The sequence below is a fragment of the Parasphingorhabdus halotolerans genome, assembly GCF_012516475.1.
Classification (GTDB): Bacteria; Pseudomonadota; Alphaproteobacteria; order Sphingomonadales; family Sphingomonadaceae; genus Parasphingorhabdus; species Parasphingorhabdus halotolerans.
On sequence record NZ_CP051217.1, the window covers coordinates 1,081,198 to 1,105,359 of the forward strand.

General features: G+C 53.5%; 22 protein-coding genes. 9 read left to right on the forward strand and 13 right to left on the reverse strand.

The features are described from left to right. Positions 1-217: 217 nt before the first annotated feature. Complete coding sequence (locus tag HF685_RS05140) at positions 218-3,694, forward strand: TonB-dependent receptor (RefSeq protein WP_168818582.1); 3,477 nt, start codon at positions 218-220, stop codon at positions 3,692-3,694. A 170-nt stretch (positions 3,695-3,864) separates the two neighbouring features. Here the strand turns inward: HF685_RS05140 and HF685_RS05145 are convergent, their stop codons facing one another. From HF685_RS05145 to HF685_RS05160, 4 genes are all read right to left on the reverse strand, one after another. Then, on the reverse strand, positions 3,865-4,461 hold the full coding sequence (locus HF685_RS05145) for an ABC-type transport auxiliary lipoprotein family protein (protein ID WP_168818583.1): 597 nt from the start codon (positions 4,459-4,461) through the stop codon (positions 3,865-3,867). Positions 4,462-4,472: 11 nt separating this feature from the next. Then, positions 4,473-5,420 (reverse strand): MlaD family protein, encoded by a 948-nt coding sequence (locus HF685_RS05150; RefSeq protein WP_168818584.1) that lies wholly within the window; start codon positions 5,418-5,420, stop codon positions 4,473-4,475. Positions 5,421-5,482: 62 nt separating this feature from the next. Beyond that, a complete protein-coding gene (locus HF685_RS05155; protein ID WP_168818585.1) occupies positions 5,483-6,304 on the reverse strand; it encodes an ABC transporter ATP-binding protein in 822 nt (273 codons plus the stop codon). Next, a complete protein-coding gene (locus HF685_RS05160) occupies positions 6,304-7,416 on the reverse strand; it encodes an ABC transporter permease (protein ID WP_168818586.1) in 1,113 nt (370 codons plus the stop codon). Before HF685_RS05160 ends, HF685_RS05155 begins: the two co-directional genes overlap by 1 nt. A gap of 133 nt (positions 7,417-7,549) precedes the next feature. On the opposite strand from HF685_RS05160, the gene HF685_RS05165 reads away from it, so the two are divergent. After that, the gene (locus HF685_RS05165) at positions 7,550-8,221 is read left to right on the forward strand and encodes an HAD family hydrolase (protein ID WP_246218762.1); all 672 of its coding nucleotides are present in this window, start codon (positions 7,550-7,552) and stop codon (positions 8,219-8,221) included. A gap of 26 nt (positions 8,222-8,247) precedes the next feature. Here the strand turns inward: HF685_RS05165 and HF685_RS05170 are convergent, their stop codons facing one another. Genes HF685_RS05170 through pepN form a run of 5 tightly spaced genes read right to left on the reverse strand, consistent with a single transcriptional unit; the run spans position 8,248 to position 14,467 of the window. After that, the gene (locus tag HF685_RS05170) at positions 8,248-9,567 is read right to left on the reverse strand and encodes a cystathionine gamma-synthase family protein (RefSeq protein WP_168818587.1); all 1,320 of its coding nucleotides are present in this window, start codon (positions 9,565-9,567) and stop codon (positions 8,248-8,250) included. Between the two features lie 49 nt (positions 9,568-9,616). Continuing rightward, a complete protein-coding gene (locus HF685_RS16615) occupies positions 9,617-10,090 on the reverse strand; it encodes an SLC13 family permease (protein WP_343040087.1) in 474 nt (157 codons plus the stop codon). Next, positions 10,045-11,022, reverse strand: coding sequence for an SLC13 family permease (locus HF685_RS05175; RefSeq protein ID WP_343040088.1), 978 nt, complete (start codon positions 11,020-11,022; stop codon positions 10,045-10,047). Before HF685_RS05175 ends, HF685_RS16615 begins: the two co-directional genes overlap by 46 nt. A 23-nt stretch (positions 11,023-11,045) precedes the next feature. Further along, positions 11,046-11,828 carry a peptidoglycan editing factor PgeF gene (pgeF, locus tag HF685_RS05180; RefSeq protein WP_343040089.1) on the reverse strand — a complete coding sequence of 261 codons (783 nt, stop codon included), beginning with the start codon at positions 11,826-11,828 and terminating at the stop codon, positions 11,046-11,048. 26 nt (positions 11,829-11,854) lie between these two features. Beyond that, entirely contained in the window at positions 11,855-14,467 is a 2,613-nt protein-coding gene (gene pepN, locus HF685_RS05185) for an aminopeptidase N (protein ID WP_168818588.1), read from the reverse strand. A 69-nt stretch (positions 14,468-14,536) separates the two neighbouring features. Between pepN and HF685_RS05190 the strand changes: the two genes are divergently transcribed. Together HF685_RS05190 and HF685_RS05195 are read left to right on the forward strand one after the other, a co-directional pair. After that, positions 14,537-15,835, forward strand: coding sequence for a M48 family metallopeptidase (locus tag HF685_RS05190; protein WP_168818589.1), 1,299 nt, complete (start codon positions 14,537-14,539; stop codon positions 15,833-15,835). 5 nt (positions 15,836-15,840) lie between these two features. Beyond that, positions 15,841-16,647 carry an SDR family oxidoreductase gene (locus HF685_RS05195; protein WP_168818590.1) on the forward strand — a complete coding sequence of 269 codons (807 nt, stop codon included), beginning with the start codon at positions 15,841-15,843 and terminating at the stop codon, positions 16,645-16,647. Here HF685_RS05195 and HF685_RS05200 read toward each other — a convergent pair. Together HF685_RS05200 and HF685_RS05205 are read right to left on the reverse strand one after the other, a co-directional pair. Then, positions 16,644-17,582 (reverse strand): DMT family transporter, encoded by a 939-nt coding sequence (locus HF685_RS05200; RefSeq protein ID WP_168818591.1) that lies wholly within the window; start codon positions 17,580-17,582, stop codon positions 16,644-16,646. The genes HF685_RS05195 and HF685_RS05200 overlap by 4 nt on opposite strands. Beyond that, positions 17,579-18,580, reverse strand: a complete 1,002-nt coding sequence (locus HF685_RS05205; protein ID WP_168821282.1) for a threonine aldolase family protein — start codon at positions 18,578-18,580, stop codon at positions 17,579-17,581. The genes HF685_RS05200 and HF685_RS05205 overlap by 4 nt, the downstream gene beginning before the upstream one ends. A gap of 137 nt (positions 18,581-18,717) precedes the next feature. Between HF685_RS05205 and HF685_RS05210 the strand changes: the two genes are divergently transcribed. The 4 genes from HF685_RS05210 (at position 18,718) to HF685_RS05225 (ending at position 20,879) form a co-directional block, all read left to right on the forward strand. Next, positions 18,718-19,266, forward strand: a complete 549-nt coding sequence (locus HF685_RS05210; protein WP_168818592.1) for a pseudouridine synthase — start codon at positions 18,718-18,720, stop codon at positions 19,264-19,266. A 91-nt stretch (positions 19,267-19,357) separates the two neighbouring features. After that, on the forward strand, positions 19,358-19,771 hold the full coding sequence (locus HF685_RS05215) for a holin family protein (RefSeq protein WP_168818593.1): 414 nt from the start codon (positions 19,358-19,360) through the stop codon (positions 19,769-19,771). 198 nt (positions 19,772-19,969) lie between these two features. Next, positions 19,970-20,227 (forward strand): hypothetical protein, encoded by a 258-nt coding sequence (locus HF685_RS05220; RefSeq protein WP_168818594.1) that lies wholly within the window; start codon positions 19,970-19,972, stop codon positions 20,225-20,227. A gap of 25 nt (positions 20,228-20,252) precedes the next feature. Then, positions 20,253-20,879 carry a DUF6969 family protein gene (locus HF685_RS05225; RefSeq protein WP_168818595.1) on the forward strand — a complete coding sequence of 209 codons (627 nt, stop codon included), beginning with the start codon at positions 20,253-20,255 and terminating at the stop codon, positions 20,877-20,879. Positions 20,880-21,119: 240 nt separating this feature from the next. Here HF685_RS05225 and HF685_RS16080 read toward each other — a convergent pair whose 3' ends face one another. After that, entirely contained in the window at positions 21,120-21,458 is a 339-nt protein-coding gene (locus HF685_RS16080; RefSeq protein ID WP_246218763.1) for a multinuclear nonheme iron-dependent oxidase, read from the reverse strand. A 145-nt stretch (positions 21,459-21,603) separates the two neighbouring features. Here HF685_RS16080 and HF685_RS05235 point away from each other — a divergent pair. Next, positions 21,604-22,955 (forward strand): IS3 family transposase gene (locus tag HF685_RS05235; RefSeq protein WP_168818596.1). Its coding sequence is split into 2 segments (ribosomal slippage): positions 21,604-21,940 and positions 21,940-22,955, totalling 1,353 coding nucleotides; the frame shifts between segments, so codons are not numbered across the junction. A 135-nt stretch (positions 22,956-23,090) separates the two neighbouring features. Here HF685_RS05235 and HF685_RS05240 read toward each other — a convergent pair. Continuing rightward, on the reverse strand, positions 23,091-24,161 hold the full coding sequence (locus tag HF685_RS05240) for an alkene reductase (protein WP_211051370.1): 1,071 nt from the start codon (positions 24,159-24,161) through the stop codon (positions 23,091-23,093). Between the last annotated feature and the right edge of the window lies 1 nt (position 24,162).

A 24,162-nucleotide genomic window follows, 5' to 3' on the forward strand; every position in this document is an offset into this window, starting at 1 on the left:
AAGTGTTGAAGCGCGCTTCTATGAAGCAACCCGATCACGGCTGAAAAACTGTGGGTAAAATTCAAATCGTGCAGCGCAACATAAAGTCGTTGCGATTGAGACAAAACTGTCATTTTAGCAGCCTAGAGGATGCCTGTTTTTAGAGGGGCTCTCACTATGATTCGGTGTGAGTTGACAGGTAAGTTTTCCAACTGAGTTCAATACAGGGACGTAATCAATGAAAATCAAGTATTTATTAGCAGCCAGCGTGGTTAGTCTTTCCGCTGTGGGCATGATAGCAACGCCGGCTGCTGCGCAGCAGATTACCTCTGGAATTGAGGGCACTGTCCGGGATGATAACGGCAATGCTCTTGCAGGCGCAACAGTTGTTGTGACCGACACGCGGACGGGTGCGCAACGCTCCATCACGACCGGTTCTTCCGGCCAGTTCCGTGCGGAAAGCCTAACCACCGGCGGGCCATATTCCGTAACCGCGACCGCTTCCGGATTTGAAGGACAAACGCTTGAAAATGTCACGATCAATCTTCAGGGCAACACCCAGCTTGGTTTCACGCTCTCGAGCGGATCGATGGAAAACGTTATCGTTGTCACCGGCGAACGCGTTGCCATCAGCCAGTTGGCTATCGGCCCCGGACAGTCTTTCGGCGAGGCAACGCTGGAAGCTTTCCCATCGATCACTCGTGACATTCGAGATTTTATCAGGATCGACCCGCGTGTCAGCCTTGACCGTGCTGGTTCAAACGACCGTGTCAGCTGTCTTGGCGGCAATGACCGTTCAAACTCCTTTTCAGTTGATGGTATCATCCAGTCCGATGTTTACGGTCTCAACGGAACGCCGTTTGCTTCCCGTAATTCACTGCCGCTGCCATTTGATGTGATCGCAGAAACGTCGGTCGAATTTGCGCCTTATGATGTACAGTATAGCGCGTTTACTGGCTGTGCCATCAACGTGGTGACCAAAGCGGGCCAGAACGATTTTCACGGCAGCGCCTTTTTCACCTATTCTGACCGCGGATTGCAGGGCGACAATTTTGATGGCCAGCAGCTCCAGTTCGATCCGTTCAACGAGAAGCGTTACGGCGCCACCCTTTCGGGACCGATTATTCCTGATCACCTTTTCTTCTCCTTCGGTTATGAAGAAGCGAAGCTCGGTTCAAACCAGGTTGTCGGGCCCATTGGTTCAGGCTTTGGCACCGAACTCGCATTCGTTACCGAAGCGCAGTTTAACAATATTTCCGATATTGTCCGTCAGAATTTCGGCATTGAATCTGGCGGCATAACGCGCAGCCTGCCAGAATCCAACCGCCGATTCTTTGGGCGTCTTGACTGGGTGATCAACGATCAGCACCGGTTGGAAGCAACCTACCAGCGTCTCGACGAAGCAAGTGTCAATTCTGATGATGTGAGTACATCAAATCGCACTTACTCTGGAAACAACACGTTCTACACTTCCGGCACGAAGTCGAACTACTATTCTGCACGTCTTTACTCGAACTGGACCGACCGGCTTTCTACTGAAATCCGCGCATCGCGCGCGGAAGTCCAAGACCTTCAGGATCCTATCGGCGGCGGTGAAGCCCAAAACGCTAATCCGATCCCTCGTATCGTTGTCGGCGTGACCAATCCCGACAATGGCCAGTCCGGTTCACTGGTGTTCGGACCGGGATTTTCACGGACGGCAAATGATCTAAAAACCGAAATCAACCAGTATAAGTTCAAGGCAGATCTGGAAGCGGGTAATCACAATCTGACGCTCGGCGCAGAACTGAACGACACCAAAGTGTTCAATCTTTTCGTTCAGAATGCCAACGGAACCTATACATTTGCAAATGCAGCCGATCTTCAGGCTGGCCGTCTGGCTTGCGGTACCAATACGTTCCCAACGGCAAACCAGATTGTTGGCGCAAACAACCCGGCCCTTTGTGTGCTTGGCAACCGTGATCCCAACTCTGTGTCAGCAGGTTTCTATGGCAATTATTCATTTTCGGGTGATGTCAATGATGCAGCGGCAAATTGGCGTCGCGGACTTTTCTCCGTCTATGCACAGGATGAATGGAAAGCGACGGATCAACTGACATTGGTAATTGGCGCGCGTGTTGACTGGCTTGACGGCGATGCACCAGCACCGAACCCGAACTTCCTGACCCGCTATGGTTTTACTAACGCCAATGCATTCAGCAAGGTTGATCCGGTGCTCATGCCGCGCTTTGCCGCGACCTATGACTTGTTCAATTCAGGCTTCTTGAGCGATACCCAGGTTCGCGCCGGTGTCGGACTCTTTACCGGGGGTGATCCGAGTGTATGGCTCTCCAACGCCTTCCAGAATAACGGCTTTGGCGTTGGTCAGGGTCAAACCGGTGTATCAGGTTGCGTTCCGCCAGGTACTCAGCTAGCCGTCCCGACCAACGGTTCCGTGCCTACTCCGCCCACTTGCGCAGTCAATTCCGGAATTAACTTTGCAGCCCGCGGACTGGGTGATGCACAGTCCACCAGCCCCGAGTTCAAGACTCCAACCGTCCTTCGTGCTAACTTTGGATTGTCTACGACCTTGGGAACGAGTGGCGGTTTTTTCAGCGACTGGAAATTCAACTTCGACTATATTTTCAGCCGCTTCCGCAACCCCGCCGATTTCGCTGATCTTTCGCAGGTGATCGACGTGACCCAGGGCCTCAACGGATTTACCGTTGACGGACGTCCTATCTATCGCGCGATTGATCCGAACAATACCGGTTGTAACGCGTCGCTCACATATCCCGGCGGTGTTCCTCCGGTCTATACCGGGGTCAATGCTCCGTGTTTTGCGACAAGTCGCGATGATGAAATCCAGCTGACAAACGGGGCGGATTTCAACAGCCACGTAGCATCGGTTCGTTTGGCCAAACGTTGGAATAGTGGCGTCATCACTGACAATGGCAGTGTAAGCTTTAATCTCGGCTATGCATGGACCAAAGCTGACAATAACCGGTACAACGCGAGCTCCACGGCAACGTCGAGCTATGATATCGTCGCATCTTTTGATCGCCAGAATAACGCTGTTGCTACTTCGGAATATGAATCGCGCCACAATATTACCTGGGCGATGAATTTCCGCGAAGAGTTTTTCAGTGATTTTGCAACCCAGCTGGGCTTTGTGTTTGTCGCCCGTTCCGGTCGGCCTTACAGCGTGACCTTTGACAACGGGGCGGTATTCAATGACTCTGCGTCTGGCAACGACAATGCTTTGCTTTATGTTCCAACAGGGCCGACTGATCCGAACGTTGTTTACGTCAATAACGTCGTCAATGGCGCTGTCGTTCAAACCGCTGCCCAAGCGCAAGCGGGTCTTGATGCCTATATCAACGGCGACAAATGTCTGTCGAGAAATCGCGGAATGTCGATCGCGCGCAACTCCTGCCGCAACGATTGGTTCTTCGATCTTGATATGCGTATTTCGCAGGATCTTCCAGGACCCGGACGTTTGTTTGGTGTCGAAGATAAAATCCAGCTATTTGCTGACTTTAATAATCTCCTGAATTTGATCGATAGCGGCGCGAACCTTTTCCGTTCACGCAACTATACGACCCCGTTAATCACAGGCGGTGTTGATAATCAGGGCCGTTATGTGCTGAAGGGCTTCTCTCCTGACGATACGAACTTCCAGAATTTCTCCGCATCCTTGTGGCGGATACAGCTTGGTGTTCGTTACGAATTCTAGAAGAAACCGCTTTTCTACAATGATCCAAGCCGGCGGCGCTGCATATCAGTGTCGCCGGTTTTTATTGAAGAGCGCAGTGTGTACAAGGCGATCGAAAGCCCGCTCACCACAGCGGGTTGGTGAAAACCTGCGTTAAACAGGGCCAGCGTGCGAGGCTAGCTTTGGCTAAATCAGCCGACCCATTGGGCGACTTCGCTGACCACTTTGTTAGCCGCTGTATTCAGCGCCTCTCCAACAGGGCCTGCTTCGGCTGCGAATACCGTTTCACTTGCCTCAAATCGGCGTTTTTCAACCGGCTGCCCCTCACGGATTTTCACCGCATCATAAGTGACCGTCACCTTCAGGCTCGGCCCATCGAGACCAAAATTAACCAGCTCGCCTGCCAGATATGTTTCGGCAGTGCCGCCAGCTTGTGGCGCAGTCAGCACCAGTCGATTGTTTTTTGCCGCGATTGTTTCGCTGAGCAAATCCTGAAAGAGCCGGGCCGGTTTATCCACCCATGTCGCTTCTTTCAAATAGGCAATGGCCGTGCTGCTGGTTTGCACCGGTACGCGCAAATTGTTCAGCTTTTGCGGCGTGACTGGCAGGCGAACCACCAGAGATCCGGATTTCGGGCCGCTTAGCGATGCCCCTGCATTGACCGTTGCATCCGGCGTCAATGACAGCAAAAATGGCGGTGGCTCTGCGCCGCCAAAGCTGACACAACCAGCCAGCAATGCCAATCCTGTTGCCATTGCCAAAGGTCGCAATCTCTTATGAAATCTCATCGTCCTGCCCCTTATTTGCCCGGTTCATAATCTGGAAGTGCCGGCGCTGATATCAGCGAACCGGCCCCGCCCTGGTCTATCCGCTCGCTGACCGAAGTCATCGATCGCGTCAAAGCCTGCATGTCTTCTACGAGCTGATCGACTTCCGGCAGCGTTTTGGTTCCCAATTGTTTCAGCCCCGGACGTGTTTCCTGTAAAACAGCATCCAGCGCGGCCATGCTCTTTTCTGCCGCTTTCAAAGTCTTGCTCAGGTCTTTTGCCAGTGGCTCGCCATTGGCGTTCAAAAAGCTGTTGGCACTATCTGCAACGGCGGACAATTTCTCCGCTGTCTGTGCTGCATTGCGAATAGCGATCCGGGATTCTGCCATCACCGCTTCTATTCCGGGTGCCTGATCGGCCAAGCTCCCGGTGAGCTGCTTGGTATTATTCAAAATGCCTTCTATCGACTCCTGGTTTTTATCCGACAAAAGCAACGTCAACCGGTCTGTCAATGTCGCAAGACGCTCTACCACCAAAGGTGCGCTGTTGAGCAATTCACCCAATGCTCCCGGCTTGGTGGGGATAACCGGCACACCTTCCGGACCAAGCTCGGTTATCGGCGGCGCGCCTTTTTTGGCACCGTCAAGCTGAATATTAGGCGGTGCCGTAAAGCTAACGCTTTGGACGGTAGCCGTTGTGCCTTGCAAAATTGGCGTCTCTTCACTCACGGCAATGCGGACGCGCACGAAATCGGGATCCTTCTTCCAAAGTTCAACCGCGAGCACTTGACCTGACGGAACGCCGGCAAATGTGACGCCGGTTCCCTTTGCCAATCCGCCTACAGATTGGGCAAAAAAGATATCATATTCCTTTTGCTCACCGTCGCCAAACCGGACAATCCATACCAGAAAGGCGGCAACCAGGGCCAAAAGCGCAAGGGTGATAACACCCACGAGAATATGATTGGAACGTGTTTCCATCTAGATTACCTTTATGACGGCTACGGCGGACACTGCAACTATTCTCTGCAACTTACTCATCCTCACATCTTTGGCTGCGGCGCAGCCATCCGGCCGCGTGGGCCATTAAAATATTCCTGAATCCATGGATGATCCATCGCGAGAAGCTCCTCAATCGTTCCCACTGCAATCACCTGCTTGTCCGCCAGAACGGCGACGCGGTCACAGATCGCGTGCAACGTATCAAGATCATGGGTGATCAAAAAGACCGTCAGGCCGAGCGTCTGCTGCAGTTCGCGTGTGAGATTGTCGAATGCTGCCGCGCCAATTGGATCGAGTCCGGCGGTCGGCTCATCGAGAAAGAGCAATTCGGGGTCAAGCGCCAGTGCTCGCGCAATGCCCGCGCGTTTCTTCATGCCGCCCGAGAGCTCTGACGGGTATTTTGGTGACGCTTCAGCAGGCAAGCCAGAGAGGCAAACCTTGTATTTTGCAACCTCGCGGCGGAATTCGCGGTCCATTTGCGGATAAAACTCCCGGATCGGAACCATCACATTTTCCGCAACCGTCAGGGTGGAAAATAACGCACCACCCTGAAAAAGCACACCCCAACGCTTGCGCACATCAATGGTTTGCGCTTCTGATTTACCAAGCAGGGATTCGCCGAAAACTTCGATCGAACCCTCGTCAGGAGTTTGAAGCCCTATAATTGAACGCATGAGGACCGATTTGCCAGTGCCTGATCCACCCACGACGCCGATAATCTCGCCACGCTTTACATCAAGATCAAGATGCTCGTGGACCACTTGGTCGCCGAAACTGTTGCGCAGGTCCTTGACCGATATGATCGGGCCCTCGAAACTGCGGTCAACGACAATCTCCTCTTCAGTAAGTAGTTCTTCCAGCATCAATTCCACCCGATCCAGCTGAAAAACACAGCAAAAAACGCATCAAGCACAATCACAAGGAAAATCGCCTGAACCACTGCCGCAGTCGTACGCTTGCCTACTTCCTCCGCATTGCCTTCTACTTGCATACCTTGGTAGCAACCGGACAGCGCGATAATGGCGCCAAAAACTGGCGCTTTGACAAGACCGATGTAGACATCTGTAATTGGCACAACTTCTCTTATGCGCGCGAAGAAGGTCGCTGGCGGGATATCCAGCGCTACCCAGCTAAGCAAACCGCCACCGATAATCGCAACGACCGACGCATAAAAACCGAGCAGCGGCAGCATAAGAACAGCCGCCATCATTCGAGGAATAACCAGTGCCTCAACCGGGGAAACGCCAATCGTCCGCATCGCGTCAATTTCTTCGGTGAGCTTCATGGTGCCAATTTGCGCTGCAAAAGCAGAACCGGAGCGACCCGCCACCATGATCGCAGTCATCAATACACCCAGTTCGCGCAAAGTCAGGCGGCCAACGAGATTGACAGTAAACACTTCCGCGCCAAATTGCCGCAGTTGCACGGCGCCCTGCTGCGCGATAACTAGTCCGATGAGAAAACTCATCAAGCCGACAATACCCAATGCTCGGACCCCAACCACGTCAAACCGTTGGATAACTGCATGCCAGCGGATGCGCCCCGGGTGACGGAGCAGCGAAAAACTTGCCGCGGTCACAGCACCGAAAAAACCGACAAGCCCCGCCATGGTTTTAAAAGCGGTAGTCGTCGCCTCCCCGATCTCGCCTAGCACGCGGATAACCGGATTGGGGAGAACAGGACGAACCTCGGCAGGTTCGTCCGCAGCACTCACTGCGGCAATCAATCGCTGCGCCTCATCATCCGCGCCAGTAATCTCCGCACCCATATCGCGAGCGGTGCGATAGATCAGCCAGGCACCTACGGTATCGACATAACCGGTTTCTGAAATATCCAGTTGTGTTGCACCGCCGTCATAGGCTCGCAACCGCTCAGGTAAGTCTTCCAGCGAAGCGATTGACAGGTTTCCGGAAAACCGAAGTGTGGCTACTCCGTCTTCTGTTGTCTCTTCGCTAAAATCGCTCGGAATTGTCATTGCCGTTACAATTGACCGAAAAAACTGCAAAGCTCAAGCGTTTATGCCTAACTTATTCATACGCGTCTTTCATTTATTTGGTGGAAATCAATTTGTCCTGATAAGAGCGCTGAAAAATCAAGGTCGCCTCCACATGCAGAAACTTTCAATTTACGACATGGATCGTACGATAACGAAGAGCGGAACCTATACGCCGTTTCTTCTGCACATGGTTTTCGCTCGCTCGCCCTGGCGGCTGGCATTGCTCCCATTGGTTGCCTTCGGCTTTATTGCCTATGGAATGAAGCTTATCGGGCGCAAAGGCCTCAAAACCTATAATCAGCGCCTGTTACTTGGTGGTAAGCCCAGCCTTGCCGCGCTCCAGCCGCATATTGAAACATTTGCCGATAAGATGATCGAAAGTAACAGCTACAAGCGAGCCATCGTCCAAATAGCGCATGATCGCGCCGAGGGTCGTCGGCTGGTGTTGGCGACGGCATCCTATGACCTATATGTGAAATCCATCGCCAAAAGGCTGGGGTTCGATGATGTAATTGGGACTGTTCTCGAAATTGATAGTGACGGCAATGTTCTGCCAAAAATCATCGGCGAAAATTGCTATGATGAAGCCAAGCTTGGCCGTATCAAGACCTTTCTGGACGGAGAAAATCTAAAGCGGGAGGAATTGCACATCCGCTCCTATTCCGATCATATTTCCGACGTGCCGATGCTGGAGTTTGCCGATGAAGCCGTCGCCACAACGCCCAGCGCTGCATTGCGCAAAACTGCGAAGGCGCGTGGCTGGACGATTGTGGACTGGGATTGACCGCAGTCGGTCCAAAATTCTTGAAGTTAAACCGCTTCCAGTGCCTGCTCGAAATCAGCAATCAGGTCATCCGGGTCTTCCACACCGACAGATATCCGCACCAGATTGTCGGTAATGCCAAGTTGTGCCTTGCGCTCATCTGGAACTGACAGATGCGTCATCGCCGCCGGAAGGCTCACGAGCGTCTCGGTTCCTCCCAAACTCACTGCAAGCTTGGCGATGCGCAAACTATCGAGAAAGCGGAAGCTTTCCTCTTCGCCGCCTTTTATGAAGACTGAAAATGTCGAGCCCGCACCGGAACAATGCCGATCAAAAATATCCTGCTGTCGGGCGTCGGAAATCATGCCCAGATAGCCCAATCCGTCTACTTTCGGATGCTGCGCCAGAAATTCGCATACTTTTGACGCGTTTTGTCCGGCACGTTCCATGCGTAACTCTACCGTCTCCAGAGAGCGCATCAGCATCCAGGCGGTATTGGGATCGCAAATTCCTCCCATTGTGTTTCTGAGCGCCCTTACCGGGTCCATCCACTTCTTCGCGCCCGCCAGCGAACCGGCCACCAGATCGCTGTGACCGCCAACATATTTGGTCAGACTGTAAACCACAATATCCGCGCCGTTATTGAGCGGCTGCTGCCATAATGGTCCGAGAAATGTATTGTCGATTGCGATTGGCGGGCCACCTGCGCCCAGTACGGCATCGCGCGCATCGCGTACGGCCTCGATGTCCACCAGTGCATTGGTTGGGTTGGCAGGACTTTCCAGATAGATCATCGCAACCTTGCCGCCCTGCTCTGAAGCCTTGATTTTGGCTTTGTCCAGAATGGCATCCAGCTCTTCCCGCGTAGCGCCTGCCGGAAAATCAAGATAGGTCACACCAAATTTGCTCAACACCTTGGCGACAAAACCCTCGCTTGCTGCATAAAGCGGGCCACTATGGACAATGACGTCGCCTGCAGAGCAGTAGGTCAGCATCAATACAGAAATTGCTGTCATCCCGCTGGAAAAAGCCAGCGCGTCTTCTGAGCCGTCCCAAATGCCCAAGCGATCTTCGAGAATTTCCTGATTGGGACCGTTGAAGCGCGAATAGACCAGCCCTTCAGTGCCGCCGGGGCGTTTGCCGGTAATGCCCTCAAAGAAATGTTTTCCCGCTGCCGCGCTTTCAAACGCGAAGGTCGAAGTCAAAAAAATCGGGGGCTTCAAGGAGCCTTCTGATAATATCGGATCATAACCGTGCCCCATCATCAACGTCGCCGGTTTCAGTTTGCGACCACCGATTTCCTCAATCGGCGCTTTGGGTTTGCGGCGTGTTACGGGAATTCCGGGCACATCATTTTGATCAGACATTTGTTTCTCTCCAGCGCAATTTTATTATGCCACTGCTATGCCTGAAAAGCTAACTGGTTACAATCGAAACCATCCAGACACAGCCGATGATTATTGGTACTCCCGCAAGGTCTAACAGAAAACCGGATTTGAGCATCCGTGGCAATGCGATATGATTGGTTGCCCACGCGATCGCGTTCGGCCCGGTTCCGGAGGGTAACATGAATCCCCAGCTAGCCGCCATGGCCGCTGGCACGGCGAGCAGCACTGGATCAACGCCAGTAGCAAGAATCAGGCTGGCGACGACCGGCATTACTCCACTGGCGGTTGCCACGTTCGAAGCAAATTCGGTGACCAGAATCACGAGCGCCACGAGCGCCATTGCGATGACAATCACCGGTACGGTTTTCAGCGGTTCGAGCGCCCCGCCGAGCCAATCGGAAAGTCCGGAATTAATGATTCCCGCCGCCAATGTCAGCCCGCCGCCGAACATCATGATCACGCCCCAAGGTGCTCGATCTGCCTCGTCCCAGTTGAGCAACATCCGCCCTCGCCATCAGGCAACATGAACAGTAGCAAGCCACCTGCGACCGCAATGCTGCCATCGGTGACCGCACCGTCAGGCAACAAGGATTCTATAAACGGTTGTAGCAACCAGCCAAGCATCACCAGTGCGACCACCGGAACCAGTCGCCGTTCGGGCGCGCTCCACGGTCCCGACTGTCCGATCGCCGCTCGCGCTGCTGCGCCATCAAAACTGTTCCGTCCGACCTTCTGAACCGCAATCAGGATCGCTGCGCAGACGGGAATGCTGACGATGACAATGGGCAGACCATAGGCCATCCAGCTGAGAAAGGTGATATCCATGCCAAGCGTTTTGTTTATCAACCCGGCGGCGATGGCGTTGGTCGGGCTTCCCACCAGCGTTCCCAGCCCGCCAATCGAGGCAGCAAAGGCGATACCCATGATCAGCGCGCCGGAGAAACCTTCGGTCTCTTTATCCTTGATCCCGCCCGCGACCAGAACCGCGAGCGCGATCGGGATCATAATCAATGTCGTCGAGGTGTTTGAGATCAACATGCTGAGCAAAGCAGTGGCGATCATGAATGCAAATAATATGCCCCATGCCGTTTTCCCCGCCAGCCCGATGATCGCCAGTGCGAGCCGCCGGTGCAAGCCGACCCGCTCGATTGCCAATGCCAGAAACGCGCCGCCGAGGATGAGGAACAATATCGGCGAATAATATTCGCTCGCTGCTTCCTTTGCGGTCATAACATCGAAAACAGGTAGCGCCAGGAACGGCAGCAGCGCGGTCGCGGTCAACGGCACCGCCTGTGTCATCCACCACGTCGCCATAAGAACGGTGAGCGCAGCAACATGCCACGCCTGATCGCTCATCGACGCCGGTGAAGGCACCAGCAGCATCGCGACAAAGACGGTAAGCCCGCTAAATAGTCCGATGCGCTGTGCGTTCATTTATCCCCCAAAATGCGCAGAAATTATTCCGGTGCCAGCCCTATCAGCGAAATTTGCCGTCCGTAGCCACCCGCGCCATCTGCTTTCGCTCGCCGGTAGCTGAAAAAGCGTGATTTGTCGGCATAGCAATCCAGACCCAGAACATCGACGTGATCCAGTTTCGCTCTTTTAAGCCGATGCTTGGCATATCCTTCCAAGTCGAATTGAAAGTGGTCGGCATTGCCCGTAGCGAAAAATTGCTTACTCGCTCCATCTGCTTCAACAAACCGGTCGTGGAACGACTGATCGACTTCATAATGGCGTTGTCCGATGCAGGGACCCACCGCTGCACTGATATGGGAAGCATCCGCACCAAGGCCAATCATTGCCTCGATAGTGTTTTCCAACACACCGGCCAACAGACCCTTCCAGCCCGCATGCGCAGCGCCAACGACGCGCGCTTCAGGATCACTGAAAAGAACTGGCACGCAATCGGCGGTCAATATCCCGAGCAGGATATTCGGACTTGCCGTAACCATCGCATCAGCTTTTGGGCGTTCTTCAATCGGGAGTTTCTCGGTCACGTGGAAGACGTCTGTTCCATGAATCTGATATACCGTCATGAGTTCCGATCCCGGCAAAACTGCCTCTTTCGCAATCTGGCGATTTCTAAGCACGTCAGCCTTATCGTCATCAGATCCCAAGCCGACATTCAGGCCCGCATATCGTCCAACTGAAATTCCTCCGCCACGGCCCATAAAACCGTGTGCTGCCGGTTTCAAAACATTCGATTGAGTCCGGTCAATTTCACTACCTATCATGCCCATATTGCGTTCCTTTTCAAATAAGATCGTTAGGCGAGGCTCTTGCTAACTTGTTCTGCGACATCTTTCGACAAATTGGAAGTGGCAGCAATTTTTTCCAGTGCCAGCCGCATCAGTTCCGACCGCCCCCGTTCGTAGCGCCGCCAGCGACCCAATTGCGGAATGAAACGGGCCGCCGTTTGCGGATTTTGCGGGTCCAGCGCGATCACCATGTCCGCAATCATAGCATAGCCTCTACCCGACGGGTCATGAAAACGCACCTGATTACCTGCAAATGCGCCATATAATGCCCGCACGCGGTTTGGGTTAGCCAGAGTGAAATCCGGATGGCGCGACAAGGCATCCACGCGCTTTATGGTATCGCTGCGCTGCGACATCGCCTGCATGGTGAACCACTTGTCGAGCACCAGCGCGTTGTCTTTGAAGCGCGTGTAGAAACTCTCAAACGCATGACCACGCTCTTCCGCATCGAGATGCGAAAGAACTCCAAGCGCGCCCTGCATCGCAGTCATATTATTCGCATCACAATATTGATCATAGGCGATTTCGGCTGCATCCTCGACCTGTGAAGCAGCGATATAACCCAGCGTCACGTTGCGCAATTTGCGATCCGCCCGCGCTTCTGCGGATAGTGAAAATTCTCCGGGCACGCATTGTTTGTATAACCGGCGGAACTTGCGCTCGAACTGCACACCGATCTTGCCGCGGAGCTTTTCCCGCGCATCATGTATAGCCTGCGGATCAACTTCGACCATCTGGTCACCCAGAAATGCCTCGGTTGGTAACAGGATGATTTCCGCTAGAAATGCACGGTCGATATTCTCATCCGCGAGCACCGCTCCAATAGCCTGCAAAATAATATCGCGGTCTGCCGGGGTGCCCGTGATCTGGGCCGTGAGATAGCCGGTCATCAGCTGCTGCATCGCCTCAAAGCGGGCGAATGGGTCGTCATCGTGGGATGAAAGAAACGCCAATTCTTCAGCGGTCCGGCTATTCTCTAAAATAATCGGTGCGGAAAAACCGCGATTTATCGAGAGGACCGGATGGTCATTCTGACCCTCAAAAGTGAAGCTCTGCTCGGCTTTATCCAGGATCAGCAATTGCTCACCGTCATGCTCCCCGGTTTCCGGATTGAGCAAGGCGGTCCGCAGCGGAATCACCATTTCCGATGGTCCGGGTTTCGCGCCACCAGCCGCAATGGACTGCTTGAGTTCAAGCGTCGCCGTCCCGGTTTGTGGATTGTGACTGAGTTTTGCGGAAACACGCGGAGTGCCCGGAGTCCGGTACCAGACGCGAAACTGCGTGAGATCAATCCCGCCACCATCTTCCATTGACACTACGAAATCTTCGCAAGTCGCCGCCTCGCCATCATGGCGATCAAAATACAAGTCCGTTCCTTTGCGGAAATTTTCCGCGCCCATCATGCTGTGCATCATCCGGATGATTTCTGCGCCCTTGTTATAGACTGTCGCGGTGTAGAAGTTGGAGATTTCCTGATAGCTTTCTGGGCGAATTGGATGCGCTAGCGGTCCAGCATCTTCCGGAAATTGCGCGGCACGAAGGATGCGGACATCTTCAATACGTTTCAGTGCGGCTGAACTCATATCCGCAGAGAAGCTCTGGTCGCGGAAAACGGTGAAGCCTTCCTTGAGCGAAAGCTGGAACCAGTCCCGGCAGGTGACGCGGTTGCCAGACCAATTGTGAAAATATTCGTGCGCGACGACGCCTTCGATACCGTCAAAGTCAGCATCGGTTGCGACTTCGGGATCGGCCAAAATATAACGTGAATTGAACACGTTCAGGCCCTTGTTCTCCATAGCGCCCATGTTGAAATCGCTTACCGCAACAATATTGAACAACCCCAGATCATATTCGCGGCCATAGACTTCCTCATCCCAGCGCATGGAATCCTTGAGCGCCTGCATCGCGTGGCCAGTGCGCGGCAAATCGCCGTCCCGCACCCAGATATTGAGTTCCACTTCTTTGCCCGAGCGGGTCGTAAAACTATCCGAATTGGCGACCAGATCACCGGCAACCAGCGCGAACAAATAGCTAGGCTTGGGCCAGGGGTCATTCCATTGCGCCCAATGACGCCCGCCTTCGGCCTCGCCTTCTTCCACTTTGTCGCCGTTACAAAGCAAAATCGGGAAAGCCTGCTTGTCGCCTTCCATCCTTACTTTGTAGCGGCTCAACACATCGGGACGGTCTGCGAAGAATGTTATCCGGCGAAAACCCTCGGCCTCGCACTGCGTGCACAACATCCCGTTTGAGCCGTATAGCCCCATCAGTTGGGTGTTGGTGGATGGATCAAGCTCGACTTCGATCTCCACAATGTGTGCAGCGCCGGTGAGCGGCAAAGTCAGATTGCCCTCTTCAAGCTTCCATTCATTCCATTTCTTACCATCAACGAGCACATTAACCGGGAGCAGATCATCGCCGTTGAGAATCAACGGGGCGTCATATTTCGCGCTTTTCGAGCGCCTGACATCGAGTTTTGAACGGACTACAGTTCGCTCCAGGCCAAGCTGGAAATCCAGTTCGATTTCCGGAATGAACCAGTCTGGTGGACGGTAATCTTCGCGGCGGATGGTGGCAGGATCGGTAGCCGGAATTGCAGCATCGGTGGTTTGAATATCTAGCATCGCCAATCCATAAGAGCCATTTGCACCAGGCGCAATTGCGATTATGGGTCAGGTGAACGGGAGAGAGCCATGTTGAGAATATGCCTGCTGATATTATCCGCGATGATTTTGATCGGTTTGCCACTCGAAACCGGTTTTGCGCAGGAAGCAGCGCCCACAGCTTTTGACGCTGAACAAGCCAGCCGCGCCTACATTGATACGCTGAAAGGCGCGGAACTGGAAAAATCCAATAGCTATTTTGAAGGCGGCTATTGGCTTATCCTGTGGGGCGCGATTGTTGGATTTCTCGTAGACCTCTTAATATTGCAATCCCGCCTTTCCGCGCGTTTCCGCGATTGGGCCGAGCGCGTCACCAAAAGAAAATGGCTGCAACCGGGGCTTTACGCCTTACCCTATAGCATCGCCGGGTTTCTGATCGCCCTGCCGTGGACAATCTACACGGATTTCTTTCGTGAGAAACAATATGATTTACTCGACCAAGGCTTTGGTGCTTGGATCGGTGAGCTCGCAACCGGCTTTGGAATATCGCTCATTTTCTTTCCGCTCATTGTGATTGCGATATTCGCTGTTATCCGACGTGCCCCTAAAACATGGTGGATATGGGGAACCGGCGTGGTGGCGGTATTCCTGATGATCGGAATGCTGCTCGCGCCTGTTTTCATCGCGCCGCTGTTTAATGAATATAACGAGATGGAAGCGGGGCCTTTGCGCGATAAAATCGTAGCGATGGCCGGTGAGAATGATGTTCCCTCCAACCATATCTATGTGTTTGACCAATCCAAACAGCATAAGCGGATCTCCGCCAATGTGTCGGGCTTTGGACCGACTATACGGATATCCCTGAATGACAATTTGCTCGAACGCACCGATCCTGAAGAAGTGGCTGCAGTCATGGGTCATGAACTGGGCCATTATGTTCTGGGCCACACATGGCGCTCGATTTTCATCATCCTGCTGATAATGGGTGTCGGTCTGTTTATGGTTGCGCGGATCGCGCCCAGATTAATTGATCGCTACGGCGACAAATGGGGTGTTCACGGTATCTTTGATCCCGCAGTCATCCCGGTGTTCGGACTATTGCTTACGCTATATTTCTTCGCCGCAACACCGGCGCTGAACACTCTCATTCGCGTCAATGAAAGCGACGCTGATCTGTTCGGTCTCAACGTCGCAAAGGAACCCGATGGTTTTGCCAAAGTCGCAATGCGGTTGTCTGAATATCGAAAAATTGAACCGGGACCGATTGAAGAAATGGTCTTCTTCGACCACCCATCAGGAGCAACCCGGGTACGGATGGCGATGCAATGGAAGGCTGCCAATGTCGAAAATCCTGTTGCCGTAAATCCCGGCAAGTTAGAGAAAGAATAACACTGATGCCGACAATGCTTATTTTCGGGTTGGGATATTCAGCATCACGCCTTGCAGAATATTTACGTAGCGAGGGATGGAAGGTTCTGGGGACCAGACGCGAAGCGGCCGATGGCGCGATTGCCTTTGATGATAGCGACGCAGTCTTGAGGGCGATTGGTGGAGCCACCCACATTCTCTCTTCTGTCCCGCCAGCGCGGGATTACAGCGATCCGGTGCTTGCGCATTATGGTGAAGCAATCGGGTCAGCAACTTTCCAATGGTCAGGCTATCTTTCTTCCACCGGCGTCTATGGCGATGTCGGCGGTGCATGGGTCGATGAAAGCGCACCCATTGGTTCGGGACGCCGCAAAGCGCGCAGCGATGCAGATTTGCGCTGGCAGCAGCTGCGCGGCGATATGCGGGTATTCCGCTTGCCCGGTATTTATGGGCCCGGCAGAAGCCCGCTCGAGCGAGTTCGCTCCGGTAAAGCCAAGCGCGTTGATGTACCCGGCCAAGTGTTCAGCCGCATCCATGTCGATGATATCGTAAGCGCCATCGTTGCATCTTTTGATGGACCTTCCGGTGTTTATAATATTTCAGACAATTTGCCTGCACCACAACACGAGGTTATCGCCCATGCCGCCCGGTTGCTCGGTATCAAAGTTCCGCCCTTGCTGTCTCTTAAGGAAGCCAACCTGTCTGAGGCCGCAAAGGACTTTTATAACGAAAACCGGCGCGTTTCCAACATCAAAGCCAAACGTTTGATGGACTGGGAGCCGCAGTTCCCCGACTATAAGGCTGGATTACAGTCACTTATGTGCGTTGATTAGCCAGAAATTCTTGGTGTCTTGGGCTTTCTCGCAGCCAGCGCCACCAGCAGTCCGATCATCGCCAATACGGCGCCGCCTGCTGATAGCCAGGTCCACACATAATTTTCGAAGATCGTAGACAATATCATCGCCACTACCGGTACCAGTACGCTGGAATAAGCCGCCCTACCGGGACCGATTTCGCGGATCATCGAAAAATAGAGCGGAAAGGTCACGACCGAACCAATCACACCGAGATAGAATATCCCGCCCCAATAAGCAGCGCGCATTTCATATTGCGGCGGACCAACAGTGATCCAGGAAATCACGATATTGATGAGCGCGCCCCACAGCATCGCCCAAGCCAATATGCTTATGATCGGATAGGCTTTGAGGCGTTCGCCTGCCTGCATCACATTGGCGATCGAGGCAGACATGATACCGCCAAAGGTGAGCGCCGCCCCAAGTAATACTTGCTCCAGACTGGCCGGTGAGGCGCGATATTCGTGCAGAAACAACATCGCAATGCCAACAGCCGCGATCGCCGAACCACCAAGAAAAGCGCCAGTTATTTTATGTCCCAGAAAAATTCGGCCGAGCACGGCATTGGGAACCATCAGCAATGCAAACAGCACCGCGACAAGGCCAGAGGTGATGTAAAGTTCAGCGTTATAAACAAAGTTGAAGTTAAACGTAAACTGGAAGAAACCTAAAATCACCGCGAGTATCTGGCCAGTTCTGTCCAGCCGGAAAGGATGCTTGCGAATTCCTACCAGCACAAACATCGCAGCAGCAGCAATCAGGAAACGATAGCTGACAGACCAGCTGGGAGCGACATCGGAAATCTGGTCCTTGATGACCAGCCAGGTTGAACCCCAGATTAGTGAGACCAGCAGGAACGGGATCAAAATACGCGGGGTTAGCAGGCTGACTTCTGCCGTATCTTCCTGGCTCATAAAGCCCGGATCGCTTCGGCAAGCGGCTTTATGTCTTCCGCGCTCTGGTTCCAGCTGGTCACCAGCCGCGCCTGCCCTGCACCCCAATCATAAAAATCGAAACCCGCACCACGCAGTGATGCAGCTTCTTCCGCCGTTAGTTTGATAAATATCTCATTGGCCTCGACGGGATGGAGCAAACGATCACCAGAGGCGATCGCAAGCACCTGCGCGCCGGCATTGGCGACGCGCGCATTTTTCAACCAGAGATCGTCATCCAGCATCGCCAGAATCTGCGCGGCCAGAAAACGGCCTTTGGATTGCAGATGCCCTGCCCGTTTGCGCCGATAATGAGTCGCAGCCGCCAGATCCTTGTTGAAAAAGATCAAAGCTTCCGCGCCCATGCCGCCGTTCTTGACGAACCCAAAGCTCAACACATCCACACCCACCTTCCACGTCACGTCGGCGGGATGACAACCGAGCGACGCCACTGCATTGGCAAAGCGCGCGCCATCCATATGCAAACCCAGTCCACGCGCCTTGCAGACGCTGGAAAGCGCAGCCACCTCGTCCGGCTTATAGACCAGACCATATTCCGTAGCGTTGGTGATCGAAACCGCAGCGGGCTGGACCTGATGCACATCATCCCGAATGGCGACGCAATGGCTCTCCACAGCATCAGCGCTCAATTTAGCCCCTTCGCCATCGAGCAGCATCAGCTTGGCTCCGCCGGTATAAAATCCCGGCGCGCCCGCCTCGTCCTGTTCGATATGCGCTTCTTTATGACAGACCACACCCTGATGCGGCTGGCACATGGCAGCCAGTGCCAGTGAATTGGCAGCAGTCCCGGTCGCGACCCACATGGCTTCTACATCCGTCTCAAAAACATGCGAAAACTTGCCGCTAAGCTGCGCGCTCAGCGCATCGCCATCATAGGCTGTATCCTGCACGTTAGCGCGGCTCAAGGCTTCCATTACCGTGGGATGGACAGAAGCGGCATTGTCTGAGAAAAATCGCATCACCGGCGCATGGATTGCCATCCCGAATTCGTCAAGATGGCTTAAGCAATATGTGATGGAAGATGGCGACTTGGCAAATTGGCTTGCTACCATATAACGGCATTGTCGATCCTGGCTGACGGTGTCAAAGAGGCTTCATGCCAAATTTAATATTGTTCAACAAACCCTTTGGTGTGCTCTCCCAGTTCACGGATCGCGGAGATGAAGCGACCCGCCAGACATTGTCGGATTATATTGATGTGCCCGGCGTCTATCCTGCAGGCCGGCTGGACCGGGATAGTGAAGGTTTGCTGCTGCTGACCAGCGATGGCAGATTGCAGGCGCGGATTTCTGATCCCAAATATAAGACAGCGAAGACCTATCTCGCGCAGGTTGAGGGTGAACCGCAAGAAGGGGACCTTGATCAATTGCGGCGAGGCATTCTTTTGAAAGACGGCATGTCTCTGCCAGCCAAAGCCGAGCGCGTTACCGAGCCGGGTCTATGGCCGCGCGATCCACCGATCCGCATTCGTAAAACCGTTCCCGATTGCTGGCTCAAGCTGACAATCCGTGAAGGCCGCAATCGTCAGGTGCGCCGGATGACCGCCGCCATCGGCAATCCGACCCTGCGGCTGGTCCGCTGGCGTATTGGCGACTGGTCAGTAGATGGATTGCAGCCGGGCGAATGGCGCAGCTTTGATATCTGAGAGAACGGACTTTCCTACATATAACCAAATAGGTTAAAGATCTTTGACGCCGCCGCCTCCATAGGCCGTCCCAAAGAAAGGAACCCGAAATATGGCATTACTCACGACCCTCATTGGACCGCTTTCAAAAATTATCGACAAGATTATCCCTGACCGTGAGGCCCGCGACCGGGCCAAGCTGGAACTTATCAAAATGGAAGGCGGTCAGGAACTCGAAGAGGTGCGTGTCCAGCTTTCCGCGATTTTGGCAGAGGCCGAATCGGCAGATCCCTGGACAAGCCGTGCGCGGCCAAGTTTTCTCTATGTCATGTATCTGCTGCTGCTCTGGTCTATCCCGATGGGGCTGATTGCGGCTATCCAACCATCAGCGGCACACAACATCGCAACCGGCATGAACGCTTATCTCTCCGGAATTCCCGAACCGCTCTATGCCCTGTTTGGTACAGGCTATCTCGGATATACTGCCGCACGGCAATGGGGCAAGATTCGCGGTGTGGAAAAATAGGCTTGGGTCGGCTTGTCAAAATTAGATTTTCGATATTTTGAAAAGCTATCTATTTGATTATAAATAATTTTACGTCATGTTAACTTTGTATTTACGAAATATGCTTGCCATGCCCACCCCTTTGCGAATAAAGATGCACGTCTAGTTCATCCAAAGGGGATATTTTAATGACTACCGAAATCAATTTCCGCAAAATGCTTGCTGTTGCAGGCGGACTTGCACTTGCTGTTCCAGCTCTTTCTGCATGTGCAGAGCAAGCTGAAGACGCTGCTGCAACCGCTGAATGTGCTGCAGAATGTGCTGCATGTGCCGCTGAATGCGCTGCATGTGCCGCTGGCTGTGCTGCTGATGCGACCGGCGAAGCTGCTGCTTGTGCCGCTGGCGATGCTGCTTGTGCCGCTGGCGATGCTGCTTGTGCCGCTGGCGATGCTGCTTGTGCAGCTGCAGACGCAGTAACCGAGTAAGTTTAGCTTATTAAGCATTGGAAAATGCATTAGAAAAGCTGTTTGAGCTTACCAGCAAAATAGCTAATGAGGGCGTCTCGCTAGTACCCAGAGTGGTACCGGCAGACGCCCCTTTCGTTCAATATCAACATTATCCCAAGGGCGATTGCGTTGCCCCGGGAAACAAGTCGCGCTGGTTTTATCACGCGCACAAACCAGCAGAACGCGAAGAAGGTGAACATGGGCATTTCCACATGTTCCTGCCGCTCGATATGTTCAAGGGCGTTGAACCCTATTACCAACCCCCCAATAAATTACCCAACGGAAAGCCGACCCAAGGCGTCGTCCATTTTGGCGCGCTCAGCTTCGGGCAGGACGGTATGCCAATCAGTTGGTTCACCACTAACTACTGGGTGACTTATGAATATATGATGCCCGCAGACGCCATCGCCTCGCGTCTCAAGCTTTTCAGCATGAAAAATGCGCCCGGCGACCCGCTGGTCAATGACTGGCTGACTGCTGCCGTGCATAGTTTTCATGATCCGATTATCGAGATGGCGAAAAAACGGGATAAAGCCCTGATGAAGAGAAAGAAGGAGCTCGGCAGCGCCGTGTTCGAGAACAAGAAAGTCGAAATTTTGTCCCGGCAGCCGTTCGACTTCTAATTTCTTTTTTGGTCTGTTAGAATTTGGGTAGATAATTTCAGCCGAGATCTTTTTCTTTATTTTGTGCTAAATATCCCCAGAAAATTGAATGGTCCATCTCTCAGGACATTCCAAATGGAGGGTCTAGTCGACGAGATTTTCTTGCAAAACTCGTTGCGAGTCACAAACGAAATTTGTGGAACCCAGCAGACGTTAATCCGGTTTTTCGATAAAAAATCTGACGTTCACCCAAGCCTCTTTCTATCCCGACGATCTTGTCCATTCGTGCAACAACTCTCCCAAATTCAGCAAATGCTCATCTGCTGTTTTCTGCAGTGCGGTGGCAAGCAGTTTGCCATCAACCATCTGACGCGGACGCCCGCCTGAATCCATGAAGTTCTCCGAGATGGCTTCAAACCAGTCGACTTGCGGCCATGTCGAGACAATATGATCGAAATGAACATTGCGAAGCCCCGTACAGCTGTGCAGCGGCATTCCCTCTGGTTGCGTTCCAATAATTTTGGAAAAGGCGGGAGCCTTGGCATAGGGATATGGCGCTCGCACGGGTTCGCCAGGTTTGGTTGCGGGTTTCTGTTTCAAATGTTCACGGCCTCGGCGAGCGTTGGTTATGTGAAATCCTCCTTGTTCTGAAAAAAAATCCTATAATATCAGCACCTATGTCACCAAATTGATGTTGTGAATTAAGGAGTGTTTTGGTTTCATCGTAGTGACGAAGGAACGAAGCATGAAACCAAAACACTCCAGCGCTAAAATGCCCGCAGAGCGGGTGGTCAAGGGCATACGCCGTGCGACCCGTCGGCATTTCTCTGCCGAAGACAAGATACGCATCGTGATCGACGGTCTGCGCGGCGATGACAGTATTGCCGAGCTGTGCCGCAGGGAGGGCATAGCGCAGAGCCTGTATTACACCTGGTCGAAGGAGTTTATGGAAGCGGGCAAGCGCCGACTTGCTGGCGACACGGCGCGTGCTGCCACATCGGATGAGGTAAAAGACCTGCGCCGTGAAGCTGGCGCGTTGAAGGAATGCGTTGCTGATCTGACATTGGAAAACCGTCTGCTCAAAAAAAGCATGATCGCGGATGGGGACGACGACGCATGAGATATCCGGCATCAGAGAAGCTCGAGATCATCAGGATCGTCGAGCAATCGCATCTGTCAGCGCGCAAGACGCTGGATAAGCTGGGCATCCCGCGCCGAACCTTTTACCGCTGGTATGATCGGTATCTGGAAGGCGGGCCTGAAGCGCTGGCTGACCGGCCATCGGCTCCAAGCCGGGTGTGGAACCGGATTCCTGCCAAAGTGCATGACCAGATCATCGGTCTGGCACTGGAACGCTCGGAGCTCAGCCCACGCGAACTGGCGGTGACGTTCACCGACCAGCAGCGCTACTTCGTGTCAGAAGCCACGGTTTACAGACTTCTGAAGGCCCATGACCTGATCACCAGCCCCGCCTATGTAGTGATCAAAGCAGCGGACCGCTTCCACACACCGACCCTGCGCCCCAACGAGATGTGGCAGACCGATTTTACCTACTTCAAGATCATTGGCTGGGGCTGGATGTACCTGTCCACCGTGCTCGACGATTACTCGCGCTACATCATTGCATGGAAGTTGTGCACGACGATGCGCGCCGAGGATGTCACCGAGACGCTGGATATGGCATTGGAAACCTCAGGCTGTAACAGTGCCAAAGTGCAGCACAAGCCGCGCCTGCTGAGCGATAATGGTCCCAGCTATATTGCAGGTGAACTGGTAGAGTATATCGAAGCCAACAAGATGAGCCATTTGCGCGGTGCGCCGTTCCATCCGCAGACACAGGGCAAGATCGAACGCTGGCACCAGACCTTGAAGAACCGCATCCTGCTAGAAAACTACTTCCTGCCAGGGGATCTGGAAGCCCAGATAGAAGCGTTCGTCGAGCATTATAACCACCAGCGTTATCACGAAAGCCTCAGCAACGTTACGCCTGCCGATGCCTACTTCGGCAGAGCAGTCGCCATCATCAATCAACGAGAAAGGATCAAAAAACAAACCATCGAACATCGGCGCTTGCAACACCGCAAGCTTGCCGCTTAATATCAATCAACAAGATGGAACCAATGCTCCTTTAATTTACGCAGCCTTTAGTACCAAATGTTCTGACGACGGACAATCATCACAAATTTTTTCGGTAACTTGGCGGACTATGAAATGAAAATTTGAGGACGAGTGCTATTTGATTGTCGCTACGGGATAATCGATATACCCCTCTCTTTCACCGGTGTAGAGCTTCGCATAGTCGGGTTTGGCAAGTTTGGCGCCTGATAATATGCGGTTCACCAAATCGGGATTGGCTATAAATGCGCGGCCAAAGGAAACGGCATCGGCGCGTCCGCTTTGGATAATTTCTGACGCCGTTTCAGCATTCAGACTGTTATTCGTAACGATTTTCCCTGACCAGTGCTGCCGGATCATGGCGAGTGTATCGAGATTTTCCAGTCCCATATCGACAACGTGAACATAGGCCAAGTTTAACTCGTCTGTCGCATTGAGCAACGGGACGAAAATTTCTTCCGGATCGCTCACGTCCATGTCGTTATAAGGATTACCGGGCGAGATACGGAAACCTACCCGGTCGCCGCCAATGGCTTTGGCCATAGCATCAAGAACCATTACTGGAAACCGGACACGACCTGCCGCGCCTTCGCCCCAATTATCATCGCGGAGATTGCTGACGGGGTTGAGGAATTGGTTGATCAGATAGCCGCTGGCGCAGTGGAGTTCTACGCCGTCGATATTTGCCGCGCGCGCATTGCGTGCAGCCTGCGCAAATTCTTCTGCAAGTGCTGGCAATTCGTCAGCGGCCAAAGCACGCGGCATTGCTGTCGGGGCAGGCACGCCATCCGGCCCGGGTACCGGATCGGAGCAAGAAATGGCAGAGGGCGCAATAACATCCGCTATATATCCGCGATTGTCGGGCACAACCACGCGGCCACAATGCATGATCTGCATCACAATCTTGCCGCCTTCGCCGTGAACCGCGTCGGCAACCTTCGCCCAGCCGTCAATCTGTTCCTGCGAATAAATGCCCGGCGTACGCCAGTACCCCTTGCCTTCCCGGCTCGGTTGCGTCCCTTCGGTTACAATCAACCCCGCGCTCGCGCGCTGACGGTAATATTCGATCATGATGTCGCTAGGCACATCACCGGGACCAGCCCGGTCGCGCGTCATGGGCGCCATGATGATGCTGTTTTTCAATTCCAGTGCGCCGAGACTGATTGGCTGGAACAGGTTATTGTGCATT